The following is a 12715-nucleotide window of genomic DNA, read 5'->3' as shown; positions in this document are numbered from 1 at the left end:
ATAACGCCCACTATAATAAGCGCAGAGCACGGTATCTCTATGGCAGCACATCCCGACGTAACTGGCACGGATGCCAGCGTAACGCCCTATCGCCTGTGGTTGGCACAGCTGCGCAGCATCATTTTTTACGGCTGGCTGGCACTGCTGACCCTGGCCTGGTTTATTCCCAGTTTTGTCATTGGCATCTTCCTGCCGCTGAAGGCGCGTAACTATTTCATCATGGTGTTTTACTGCCACATTGTGGTCTGGTCGGCACGGCTGATCTGCGGGGTTAAATGGCAGGTGGAAGGACGGGAAAATATTCCCACCGATGGTCGCGGCTATGTGCTGCTGAGTAAACACCAAAGCACCTGGGAAACGTTTTTTATCCCAACCCTGATCGCTCCTCATGTACAGGTGGTCAAACGAGAGCTGCTCTATCTGCCGTTTTTTGGCTGGGCGCTGAAGATGATTCATCCGATATTTATCGACCGCACTCATAAAACCAATGCGCTGAAGCAGGTACTGAACCAGGGGGCCGACCGTCTGAACAGCGGCATTCATGTATTGGTTTTCCCCGAAGGCACAAGGGTGTCGCCGGGTAAGCGCAAAGCCTTTTCCAAAGGCGGTGCCATGCTCGCCACCAAGAGCCAGGCACCCGTTATTGCCATTGCCCACAACTCCGGCGAACACTGGCCAAATGACAACTGGGTAAAACGCCCGGGCACCATTAACGTAGTGATCAGCCCGGTGATGGAAACGACCGATCTCAGCACTGCGCAACTGAGCGAACTGAGTGAAAGCTGGATTAACAACCGGGTGGATGAAATTTCAGCCCGGCCGTTTGACGGTGAAATGGTCGATGCCGACAGCAGCGGCAAACGTTTCTGAGCAATAAAAGGCAGACTGACTGTAAGTACCCGCCGTAGTAAACACTCACAATCAGCCTGCCATTTACCTTCTCATCAGCAGCTTACAGCACCATCGCTGCAACCCAGCCAGCCACTAACAGCGGCAGGTTGAAATGCAGAAAGGTAGGCACCACGGTGTCGCGCATATGATGGTGCTGACCATCGGCATTCAGACCCGCGGTCGGCCCTAAAGTAGAATCCGACGCCGGTGAACCCGCATCCCCCAGCGCCCCGGCGGTACCGACCAGCGCCACAATCGCCAGCGGGCTGAAGCCCATCTGCAGACACAGCGGAACATAAATCGCGGCGATGATCGGAATGGTCGAGAACGACGAGCCGATACCCATCGTCAGCAACAGGCCGACAACCAGCAGCAACAATGCTGCCAGCGCCTTGTTATGATCCAGCCAGGCTGCCGAACCATTCACCAACTCAGCAATATGGCCGGTACGCTCCAGTACCTCCGAGAAGCCCGAAGCGGCGATCATAATAAAGCCGATAGAGGCCATCATCTTGATGCCGTCGACCAGCACGCCTTCGGACTCATTCCAGCGAACCACCCCGGTAACGGAAAACAGCATAAAGCCCGCCATCGCCCCCAGTACCATCGAATCGGTATACAGCTGCACCACAAAGGCCAGCACAATGGCCACCGCCGCCACCATCAGCGCCTTCGGCTCATAACGGCGTTCGGTATGCTCGGCAATCGCAATGCGGGTGAGGTTATATTCACGCGGCTTGCGGTAGGTAAACAGCGCCGCAATGATCAGGCCGGTCAGCATGCCCAGCGCCGGAATCACCATCGCCTGTACCACCGACACCCCTTCCACATTCAGGCCGGCCTCAGCCACACGTCCGAGCAGAATCTCATTCAGATAGATATTGCCGAAGCCCACCGGCAGGAACATATAAGGCGTTACCAAACCAAAGGTCAGCACACAGGCTACCAGACGGCGGTCGAGACGTAAGCGGGCAATCACTAACAGCAGCGGCGGGATCAGAATCGGGATAAAGGCGATATGGATCGGAATCAGGTTCTGCGACGACACCGCGACCAGCAGCAGCAGACCGAGCAGGCCATTCTTCAGCCAGCGCGACTCGCGGCCACCGGTTTCGGCACCCAGCTTACGCAGAATGGCATCGGCCAGTAAATGCGGCAGACCCGACAGCGAAATCGCCACCGCAAAACCACCCAGCAAGGCGTAGCTGAGCGCAATACCCGCGCCACCGCCGATACCGGCATTAAAGGCGTCCAGCGTGGTCTTCAGATCCAGGCCGCCAACCCAGCCGCCAACAAAGGCCGCAACAATCATCGCCAGCATTACGTGCATACGCGCCAGACTGAGCACCAGCATTAGTACCACCGCAATCACCACCGCATTCATGGTTTTTCCTCATTCAGGCCCGGTATAAAACTGACCGGGCAGTCAGATACACAAAGAAGCCGCGCAAAGTACCACAAAGTGGCCGGTTGAGGATGACCGAGCGCAGGAATGGCAGGCTGGCGCTGCGTCTTTTTCAGGTTTCTTTCAACAGTGGAATCTGAAGTGAGCCGAATAAGGCCTGGTATTCGGCTCATATTTCTGACTATTATGAGCCGAATATGATTATTAATCGGCTCAGATGCTGTAACTGAGTTCCTGCCATCAACCAGCTTCCTCCCGGAGACAAGCATGCAATGGATCTGGCAATCCTCTGCCTGGCCAGAATTCAACTGGCAACATGAACCGCTGCAACCTCTGCTGCGGGCCGTACAACAGAAAAGCGGCGTACTGCAGGGCAAGGCCAGTCTGAGCTCACCGGCCGAGCAATCCCTGCAGGCTTTGCTCGCCAATATCGTTGCCTCCTCCGCAATTGAAGACGAGAAGCTGAACGCCCAGTCAGTCCGATCCTCCCTCGCCCGCCATCTGGGCATCAGCGAAGAACAACCCTACCCGGTCTCTGAACGGTCGGAAGGACTGGCCGAGATGATGATGGATGCCCTGCAAAACCATCAGCAAGTGCTGACGCTGGAGCGTTTGTATCAATGGCATCGCTGGTTGTTTCCACAAAGTGAGACGGGCTTTCTGAATAAAATCCGGGTTGGCCAGCTGCGAGGGCCAGAGCCTATGCAGGTGGTATCCGGCCGCCTGGACCGCCCGACCGTGCATTACGAAGCACCGCCAAGAGCCGGACTGGAACAGGCTGTACAGCAGTTTATCGACTGGTTTAACCTCACCGCAGCCAACCCGGCCAGCGACCCGCTGCTGCGTGCAGCGGTTACCCATCTGTGGTTTGTGACTCTGCATCCCTTTGATGATGGCAACGGCCGTCTGACCCGCGCCCTCACCGATATGGCACTGGCTCAGGCTGACAGCCAGAGTGTGCGCCTGTATGCCATGTCGGTTGCCATTCTGGCCGACCGCAAAGGCTACTACGCCGCACTTAACCAAACGCAGCAGCTTGCTTCTTCAGAAAGCGCAGCAGATAACGGAGAAAAGGAAAACGACACGGTACAGACGCTGGATATCACCCCCTGGCTGCGCTGGTTCCTGCAAACACTCGAAGCCGCCATCGACAGCGCCATCCGGACGATCGACCGCACCATAGAGAAAACCCGCTTCTGGCAGCAGCACCGCGATACCCCGCTGAGCAAAGAACAAATCAGGGTACTGAACCGTCTGCTCGATGGCGGAGAGAAGGGCTTTGAAGACGGCATCAGCGCAAGCCAGTATCAGAAGGTAGCCAAAGTAAGTAAGGCCACCGCTACCCGCCATCTGGCGGATTTACTGGCGAAGGGTTGTCTTGAAAAGCTGCCGGGTGGAGGGCGGAGTACGAGGTATAGGGTAATGACCAAAAAAGAATAAATGCGATACCGTGTATACGAAAACCCCGGTCATATACACGGCCGGGGCTTTTTCCTTCGTAGTGTTCAGGATTCTAATTCCGTTAACTGTCTTCAATGAAGACATAGTACACTTTTACTTCATTATTTACACTGGAGCACTAACTTGACTTACAACGAAAAACGCGCTGAACAACTATAAACTATACTAGTCAAAGTGGTTGATCATTTTACGAAATTGGTTGGTCAGCGGGATAAATAAACTGACAATTGCCTTTTCCCAGCATTGTTCCAAGGCACCATATAATCTCTACGTCCATCCCCTGTCACATCCACAAGATACCCCGTATCACGGGCAATATAATCGCTGATATAATACCCATTAACGATTTGTGACGTGGGACTAAGAAAAGTAGCATTTTGTCCAGATAGAAATGTAGTGATGCGGCGAGAACCATTATTTTCTCGAGTGATGAGAACATAGTCATCTCGACCATCTCCATTCACGTCACCAAATAAGCCGGTACTATTATTCCGCTTGTCTTTACTAAACGGAACTAAGCTAGCAGTATTTACATATTCAGAGAATAAGCCATCATCATTCCCCCTGTAAGTTGCTAGTTGGAGATTTCCACCAGAACTCCAAGCTACAACATAATCCATTCGACCATCACCATTTACATCAGCAAAATTGCCTGTATCGCGATTTAACGTATCCGTAATATAGTATCCGATACTGGCTGTGTTTACATACTCATTAAAAGTGCCATCCATATTCGCAACATATGTCGCCAATTGGCGCTTGCCACCCGATTTCCATATAACAACATAATCATCCAAGCCATCGCCATTAACATCAGCGAAATAACCAGTATCTCTTCCTATCGCGTCAGCTATAAAATATCCTTTACTGGCTGTGTTTACGTACTCATTAAATGTGCCATCAATATTTGCCAAATAAACAGCCAGCTGACGCTTGCTTCCTGACTGCCAAACAACGACATAATCCGTTTGCCCGTCTCCGTTTACATCCGCAAACTGTCCAATATCCCGCCCCACTTTGTCAGCAATGAAATGCCCTGTACTAGCGGTACTTATGTACTCACTAAATGTGCCGTTAGCCTTGGCAATATAGGTTGCTAACTGACGATTACCACCACTTTGCCAAACAACGACATAATCCATCATGCCATCTCCGTTTACATCAGCAAAGCTACCTTTGTCTCTTCCCTGCGAGTCTGGTATGAAATAACCGATACTTGAGGTGTTAATATACTCAGAAAACGAGCCATCAGAGTTTGCTAAATAAGTCGCAAGTTGACGCCTTCCTGCGGAGCTCCAGATAACAACATAATCTGTTCTGCCATCGCCGTTCACATCAGCTGGCGAAGCGCTATCAAGTAATGTTTTATCACTCGTAATAAAAAATCCTTGAGATGATGTATTTACAAAATTTAATTCAAATATGCCCCCACCGTAAAATTGCTGAACAGTCTGAATATCTGTCGCACTAAGAACGCCTCCTCCATTCCATTGAGGATTACAATAATTCATAACGGAATTAAGATCCCAGGCACCTACGAAAACGTCACCATCTGTACCTTGAGGGTCTTCCATACAAGTATCCGGTGTATCTGTCCGGTTCTGCTCATGTGCAAAACCAAGTGCATGACCAAACTCATGTATTGCAATAACTTCCGTGCAATATTGAACTCGTGACTGACAATATGCAGCACTCCAATTTGCATATGTAAAATTCAGCACCATTCCATTCATCATTCCATCCAGAAAACGCCCCAGCCGCTTAACATGTGGCCCCACATCAGCGATTTGAATACGAACCCCCATTTCGCCACTTTTACACTGCCCCCAGCCAGAAAAAATCACATCGGAGGCATTTTCCCACGTGCGGCGAACAGCATTTTCTACCCACATTCGCTGGAGGGGCGTAGACTGCTCAAGATTTTCCCAGCACACGTTAATGTTCAGCGTACTCCAAACAGCGTTCCGCAATACATTTCCTTGTATATCTACCGCATGTGCGTGAAATGCATACACAAAAATTACAGGCATTACCAACTTTATAAAAAGTATTCTCATCAAATCGATCCTTAATAATTAAAAGGAATATACTAACAAGTCATAGAGGCTCTTCAATACGAACAACTTACTAACAAACATGTAGTGTGTTCTTATTTCTCGGTAAATCGATCAGAAACTTTACGTACCTGGGCGATCAACCTGATCGTCCTTATCTGACGTTATCCAATCAAAATCTAACTCCACCACCATGCTCAATTCCTTTTCATATAATTACTGATGAAGATACCACTAACGCCAGAATGAAAAAGCCCCGGCTGTCTGCACAGCCGGGGCTTTTTATTTAACGCTGATGCTAACGCGCTTTATGGCAACCAGGATCAGAAATCCAGGTTCGCTACGTTCAGCGCGTTGGCTTCGATAAAGGCGCGGCGCGGTTCTACGTCGTCGCCCATCAGGGTGGTGAACATCTTGTCGGCGCCGATGGCGTCTTCGATGGTCACACGCAGCATGCGGCGGGTATTCGGGTCCATGGTGGTTTCCCACAGCTGTTCCGGGTTCATCTCGCCCAGACCTTTATAGCGCTGGATATTGAAGCCTTTTTTCGCTTCAGCCAGCAGCCATTGCACAGAATCCCAGAAGTCTTCGATCAGGTGCACGCGCTCGCCACGCTGGATGTAAGCGCCTTCTTCCAGGGTGTCGCTCAGCTTCTGGCTCATAGTGGCCAGTTTGTTGTAACCGGAACCGGCGAAGAAGTCGTGGTCGAGACGGAATTCTTTCGGAATACCGTGGGTGATTACTTTGATCACGATCTTATGGCTGTTGCGCTCGCTGTCGGCGGCCACTTCAACAATAAAGTGGCTGCCACTACGGCCGGCGTCCGGCAGACGGTCGCTGAGCTGCTGAGCCCAGGCTTCGGCGCTGGCTTTATCGGCCAGATCGGCGCTGTTCATACGCGGCAGGGTTACCATCTGGTGCAGCACTTCGTGCGGTACCAGGTTGGACATACGGGTGATAGTTTCCTGCGCCGCACGGTAGTCGGCAACCAACTGGGCAAAGGCTTCATCGGAGATGGCCGGAGCCTCAGCAGACGGGTGCAGAGCGGCTTTTTCCAGCGCGATATGGGTCAGGTAGCTTTCCATCGCTTCTTCGTCTTTGATGTACTGCTCCTGCTTACCACGCTTGATTTTGTACAGTGGTGGCTGGGCAATAAAGACGTGGCCGCGCTCGATGATTTCCGGCATCTGACGGAAGAAGAAGGTCAACAGCAGCGTACGGATGTGCGCACCGTCGACGTCGGCATCGGTCATGATGATGATGCTGTGGTAACGCAGCTTGTCCGGGTTGAACTCTTCGCGGCCAATACCACAGCCCAGTGCGGTGATCAGGGTGCCGACTTCGGCGGACGACAGCATCTTGTCAAAGCGGGCTTTCTCGACGTTCAGAATCTTACCTTTCAGCGGCAGAATAGCCTGGGTGCGGCGGTCGCGGCCCTGCTTCGCAGAACCACCCGCCGAGTCCCCTTCCACCAGATACACTTCGGACAGTGCCGGGTCTTTTTCCTGACAGTCAGCCAGTTTGCCAGGCAAACCGGCGATATCCAGAGCGCCTTTGCGACGGGTCATTTCACGCGCTTTACGCGCCGCTTCACGGGCACGGGCTGCGTCGATCATCTTGCCAACCAGATCTTTGGCCTGCTGCGGGTATTCAAGCAGGTAATCGGCAAACAGACGGCCCATTTCTTGTTCTACCGCAGGCTTCACTTCACTCGATACCAGCTTGTCTTTGGTCTGGGAGCTGAATTTAGGGTCCGGCACTTTAACCGAAATAATGGCGGTTAAGCCTTCACGGGCGTCATCACCGGTGGTGGAAACCTTGGCTTTTTTCGCCAGGCCTTCTTTTTCGATGTAGTTATTCAGGGTACGGGTCAGCGCAGCACGGAAACCGGCCAAGTGAGTACCACCATCGCGCTGTGGAATATTGTTGGTGTAGCAGTAGATGTTTTCCTGGAAGCTGTCGTTCCACTGCATCGCCACTTCAACGGCAATGCCGTCATCGCGCTGGATATTGAAGTGGAAAACGTCATTCAGTGCGGTTTTGCCTTCATTCAGGAAGGTTACGAATGAGCCCAGACCGCCTTCAAAAGCGAAGGTATCTTCACGGTCGCTGCGCTCGTCTTTCAGATGAATACGCACACCGGAGTTCAGGAACGACAGCTCACGCAGACGCTTGGCCAGATAGTCGTAGCTGAATTCAGTCTTGTTGGTAAAGGTCTTCAGCGATGGCAGGAAGCGCACCGTGGTGCCCTTGCCTTCGGTGGTGCCGACTTCTTTCAGCGGGTAGTCCGGTACACCGTGGCTGTATTCCTGTTCGTAGACTTTGCCGCCACGACGGATGATCAGCTTCAGTTTTTCTGACAGCGCGTTTACAACAGAAACACCCACGCCGTGCAGACCACCGGAAACCTTATAGGAGTTGTCATCGAACTTACCGCCAGCGTGCAGTACGGTGAGGATAACCTCCGCCGCTGATACGCCTTCTTCCGGGTGCAGTTCGGTTGGAATACCACGGCCGTTATCCGATACGGATACGGAGTTATCGGTATGGATAATCACATCGACCTGGTCGCAATGGCCAGCCAGGGCTTCGTCAATGGAGTTATCCACCACCTCGAATACCATGTGATGCAAACCGGTACCATCATCGGTATCGCCAATGTACATGCCCGGCCGTTTGCGCACGGCATCCAGCCCTTTTAGGACTTTAATACTCGACGAGTCGTAAGTCTGCTCACTCATTCGGTGGTTCCTCTTGATGAATTCGGTGCACTGCCGCTGTTATGCGTTGTCGGGCAATGCGAAATAAGCTGTTTTGTATCAGTCCGCAGGCCTGTCTTGCTGTGATGCTGCACTTTCAACTTCCGCTGCAACATCCTGAACAGCACCCTGTTCCACGTGGAACAACTTGCTGGCTACGGGCTGCCAGATATCGGTCAGCTTGTCCTTATCGATACTGGTAATAAAGACCTGACATTTTAAGTCTTCCAGCAGCTTACATAAAGCGAAACGGTGCTTTTCATCCAGCTCTGATGCGAGATCATCGACCAGATAAATGGTGCGTCTTCCACTCTCTTGCTGGAACAGTGCGCCCTGGGCAATTTTCAGTGCGGCGACTACGGTTTTCTGCTGGCCACGGCTTAATATTTCGGCGGCTGGCTGCTTGTCGACCTTTATACGCAGCTCTGCACGGTGAGGGCCTGACTGGGTATAGCCCAGCACCATATCACGCTCCTGCTGCTTATCCAGCACGTCCTGCAGCTCGGAATCTTTATCCCAGCCCGGATAGTAGGCCAGGCTGACATCCACGCTGTCATCCAGCGCTTTGAGGATGCGCATAAACTCGGGTTTAAAGCGCTTCAGATAGGCGCGACGGTGCTGATCAATCACCAGCGCACTTTCGACAAAGCCTTTATTCCACACCGGCAGCCATTCCGCTTCTTTTTGCTTAAGCACCGAGTTGCGTTGCTTAAGTTGTTTGCGGAAGGTTTTCCACTGCTCCATAAAACTGTGTTCCACGTGGAACACACCCCAGTCGATAAACTGGCGTCGTTCTTCCGGCGAACCGGACAGCAGTTTAAATGTGGTTGGATCAATCACCTGAACCGGCAGCCAATGGGCTGCTTCTGCCTGAGACGTCAACACCGAGCCATTCAGTTTCAGCAGGTGATCACCGCCTTTCAGACGCAGGCTGTCGAGCTGACACTGGCCAAGACTCTCGTCGTCGATATCCATCTGGATTTCAATACGATCCGCATTGTGTGCCAGTACGTGTTTGAGCTGTGAAGTACGGAAAGACTTGCCCGCAGCCATCAGCACGATGGCTTCGAGAATGCTCGTTTTGCCCGAGCCGTTATCGCCGTAGATGAAATTCACTCCGGACTGGAGTGTAAGATCCAGCGGCTGCAGATTACGCACGCCGCTGATTTTAAGCTGCCGGATTGGCATAAGAACTTCTCATTAAGAGATAGCTGCAGGGAAGCGTTGTCGAGGCAGCCAGCACAAGGCAAAAACAGGCGAAGAAGCGCAGTTTATAAGTCATAAATGAGCATTCTGAGCCTGTTTTTAACACGGTGATGGCAACGCAGATAGCTTTCCCTTTTCTAGAGGCGCATCGGCATAACAACATACATCGCGTCGCCGCCTTCCGGTTCTTCCAGCAAGGCACTGCTGTTGGCATCAGACAAGGTCATTTTTACCTGCTGGGTGTCGAGCACGCTCATAACATCCTGCAGATAAGAAACGTTGAAGCCCATTTCCAGAGCATCACCTTTGTATTCCACGGCCACGGATTCTTCTGCTTCTTCCTGCTCAGGGTTATTGGCAAACACTTTGAGCAGATCAGTGTCCAGCACCAGACGTACACCACGGTACTTCTCGTTGGACAGAATCGCGGTACGGTTAAATACCTGACGCAGTTCAGTACGGTCGGCCAGCATTACATTGCTGCCATTTTTCGGAATTACACGGCTGTAATCCGGGAATTTACCGTCCACCAGTTTGGAGGTGAAGGTGAAGTTTTCAGTACGCGCACGCAGGTGGTTGGTGCTCAGCGACAGCGTAACGGATGACTCAGGGTCGGTCAGCAGCTTGGCCATCTCCAGCACACCTTTGCGCGGCAGAATGATCTGCTGGGCAGTATCCGGGCCGTTCATCGCCACATGGCAGGTCGCCAGGCGGTGACCATCGGTAGAAACGGTACGCAGACCGGTGGCGCTCACTTCAAACAGCATACCGTTGAGGTAGTAGCGGACGTCCTGCTGGGCCATGGCGAAGCTGGTACGGTCGATCACACGACGCAGGCTGCCCTGCTCCAGGGTGAACGTCTTTTCGCCGGCAATGTTATCCACATTGGGGAATTCGGTGGCAGGCAGCGTCGACAGAGTAAAGCGGGAACGGCCGGAGCGGACATTAACGCGCTGCTCGTCCTGTTCGATTTCAATCTGTGCACCGTCCGGTAACGAACGGCAGATATCCATCAGCTTTTTAGCCGGAACCGTGATCTCACCTTCCTGACCAACCTCATCAAGGGTGACGCGGCCAACCAGTTCGACTTCCAGATCGGTGCCTGTCAGTGACAACTGCTGACCCTGAACCTCCAGCAGTACGTTTGACAGTACTGGTAGAGTTTGGCGTTTTTCTACTACGCCGGCCACCAATTGCAGAGGACGAAGCAAGGCTTCCCTAGAGATAACGAATTTCATGGTTCTCCACTCAGGTCCTGGGCATGTTCATCGGATTGAACAGCGCCTGTGATTGCTTGAAAACAGTCTGTCTTACAGTAAATCAGCACATAATGACGGCTGATTTACGTTGTCAGCGAGCGCAGCAGATTCTTATAGTCTTCGCGAATATCTGCGCTGGTTTCCTGTAATTCTTTAATTTTGCGGCACGCATGCAGAACTGTTGTGTGATCACGGCCACCAAAGGCATCGCCGATTTCCGGCAGGCTGTGGTTGGTCAGTTCTTTGCTCAGCGCCATGGCCACCTGGCGCGGGCGGGCGATGGAGCGGGTGCGGCGCTTAGATAATAAATCAGACATCTTGATTTTGTAATACTCAGACACGATTCGCTGAATATTATCGACACTGACCTGTTTATCCTGCAGTGCAAGCAGGTCTTTCAGGGATTCTTTGATAAACGGCAGGGTGATTTCACTGCCGGTAAAGTGAGCGTTGGCCACCACGCGCTTCAGTGCACCTTCAAGCTCGCGCACGTTGGAGCGGATCTTCTGGGCAATAAAGAAAGCGGCATCATCGGGCAGGTGTACACCGGTCTGCTCGGCCTTCTTCATTAAGATAGCCACACGGGTCTCAAGCTCCGGCGGCTCAACCGCCACGGTTAAGCCCCAGCCAAAGCGGCTTTTCAGGCGCTCTTCCAGACCATTGATCTCTTTCGGATAACGGTCACAGGTCAGAATCATCTGCTGGCCGCCCTCAAGCAGGGCGTTAAAGGTGTGGAAGAACTCTTCCTGTGAGCGCTCTTTACCGGCGAAGAACTGAATATCGTCAATCAGCAACGCATCCAGGCCGCGGTAAAAGCGCTTGAATTCGTTAATGGCATTCAGCTGCAGGGCTTTCACCATATCCTGCACAAAACGCTCAGAATGCACATACAACACTTTGGCATTCGGGTTTTTGCTCTGCAGATAGTTACCCACAGCATGCATCAGGTGAGTTTTACCCAAACCAACGCCACCATATATAAAGAGGGGGTTGTAGGAACCGCCGGCATTTTCGGCAACCTGGCGGGCTGCGGCATGGGCCAGCTGGTTCGATTTACCTTCAACAAAGGTTTTAAAGGTAAAGGTCGGGTTAAGGAAACTCTGGTGCTGGATGCCCCCTTCAACCTGAACTTCACGCTTAGGACGGCTGACAACAGGTGCCGGTGCAGCAACCGGAGCTTCGCCATAAGACGGCGTGTTATTAAAAGAAGGGACTTCCTGCTGGTTGCCGTAATCAAACTCGGCCTGCGCCCGGGGGGCGGCAAAACCAAAGTTTTCATTCTGGGCAGGAGCCGGAGCAGGCTCAGGACGACTGACAGCCAGCGGCCGGAACATCGGCTGGGCTTCACCCACGGCCAGTTCCACGCGGGTTATCAGACCGCCATTCAGATCGGAGAGGATTTCCTGAATGCGTTGCAGGTACTTATCCTTCACCCAGTCTTTTACAAAACGGTTAGGCGCACTCAGAACCAGCTGTCCACTGTCGGCGTTTGCCACCAAAGGCCGGATCCATGTGTTGTATTGCTGCGCGGGGAGTTCGTGCTGCAAGTGTCCCAGGCAATCTTGCCACAGAGCTGTCAGTGCCACTTCTTTATATCCGTTATCTGAATTCTAGCGAGCCGCACATTCTAACTGAGGGGGCGGTGGTTATCCACAGAAGTTATGATAATTTTCCACGCTT

General features: G+C 52.4%; 8 protein-coding genes. 2 read left to right on the top strand and 6 right to left on the bottom strand.

Features of this window, described 5'->3' with window-relative positions; translation table 11 throughout:
* The first annotated feature begins 39 nt into the window (after nt 1-39).
* Nucleotides 40-870 carry a lysophospholipid acyltransferase family protein gene (locus MT343_RS00040; protein ID WP_145467319.1) on the top strand — a complete coding sequence of 277 codons (831 nt, stop codon included), beginning with the start codon at nt 40-42 and terminating at the stop codon, nt 868-870.
* Nucleotides 871-952: 82 nt separating this feature from the next.
* Here the strand turns inward: MT343_RS00040 and MT343_RS00035 are convergent, their stop codons facing one another.
* A complete protein-coding gene (locus MT343_RS00035; RefSeq protein ID WP_145467321.1) occupies nt 953-2275 on the bottom strand; it encodes a Na+/H+ antiporter family protein in 1323 nt (440 codons plus the stop codon).
* Between the two features lie 288 nt (nt 2276-2563).
* Here MT343_RS00035 and MT343_RS00030 point away from each other — a divergent pair, with 288 nt between their 5' ends.
* Nucleotides 2564-3736, top strand: a complete 1173-nt coding sequence (locus MT343_RS00030; protein ID WP_145467323.1) for a Fic family protein — start codon at nt 2564-2566, stop codon at nt 3734-3736.
* A gap of 224 nt (nt 3737-3960) precedes the next feature.
* On the opposite strand, the gene MT343_RS00025 is transcribed toward MT343_RS00030, so the two are convergent.
* The 5 genes from MT343_RS00025 to dnaA all read right to left on the bottom strand — a co-directional run bounded on the left by MT343_RS00025 (nt 3961) and on the right by dnaA (nt 12621).
* A complete protein-coding gene (locus MT343_RS00025) occupies nt 3961-5814 on the bottom strand; it encodes an FG-GAP-like repeat-containing protein (RefSeq protein ID WP_145467325.1) in 1854 nt (617 codons plus the stop codon).
* A gap of 320 nt (nt 5815-6134) precedes the next feature.
* Nucleotides 6135-8552, bottom strand: coding sequence for a DNA topoisomerase (ATP-hydrolyzing) subunit B (gyrB, locus tag MT343_RS00020; protein ID WP_145467327.1), 2418 nt, complete (start codon nt 8550-8552; stop codon nt 6135-6137).
* A gap of 78 nt (nt 8553-8630) precedes the next feature.
* The gene (gene recF / locus MT343_RS00015; RefSeq protein ID WP_145467329.1) at nt 8631-9758 is read right to left on the bottom strand and encodes a DNA replication/repair protein RecF; all 1128 of its coding nucleotides are present in this window, start codon (nt 9756-9758) and stop codon (nt 8631-8633) included.
* A gap of 155 nt (nt 9759-9913) precedes the next feature.
* Nucleotides 9914-11014, bottom strand: coding sequence for a DNA polymerase III subunit beta (dnaN, locus tag MT343_RS00010; protein ID WP_145467331.1), 1101 nt, complete (start codon nt 11012-11014; stop codon nt 9914-9916).
* 104 nt (nt 11015-11118) lie between these two features.
* On the bottom strand, nt 11119-12621 hold the full coding sequence (gene dnaA / locus MT343_RS00005) for a chromosomal replication initiator protein DnaA (protein ID WP_243989440.1): 1503 nt from the start codon (nt 12619-12621) through the stop codon (nt 11119-11121).
* Nucleotides 12622-12715: the final 94 nt, after the last annotated feature.

Source organism: Venatorbacter sp. C2-1 (assembly GCF_022832715.1).
In the GTDB taxonomy this organism is placed as follows: domain Bacteria; phylum Pseudomonadota; class Gammaproteobacteria; order Pseudomonadales; family Oceanobacteraceae; genus Venatoribacter; species Venatoribacter alkanivorans.
Note: the sequence above shows the minus strand (reverse complement) of the source record. Positions and strands in the feature narration are given on the sequence as shown.

Coding starts and splice junctions, on each gene's coding strand:
- MT343_RS00040 (WP_145467319.1), top strand. CDS start 40: ATGGCAGCACATCCCGACGTAACTGGCACGGATGCCAGCGTAACGCCC.
- MT343_RS00035 (WP_145467321.1), bottom strand. CDS start 2,275: ATGAATGCGGTGGTGATTGCGGTGGTACTAATGCTGGTGCTCAGTCTG.
- MT343_RS00030 (WP_145467323.1), top strand. CDS start 2,564: ATGCAATGGATCTGGCAATCCTCTGCCTGGCCAGAATTCAACTGGCAA.
- MT343_RS00025 (WP_145467325.1), bottom strand. CDS start 5,814: ATGAGAATACTTTTTATAAAGTTGGTAATGCCTGTAATTTTTGTGTAT.
- gyrB (WP_145467327.1), bottom strand. CDS start 8,552: ATGAGTGAGCAGACTTACGACTCGTCGAGTATTAAAGTCCTAAAAGGG.
- recF (WP_145467329.1), bottom strand. CDS start 9,758: ATGCCAATCCGGCAGCTTAAAATCAGCGGCGTGCGTAATCTGCAGCCG.
- dnaN (WP_145467331.1), bottom strand. CDS start 11,014: ATGAAATTCGTTATCTCTAGGGAAGCCTTGCTTCGTCCTCTGCAATTG.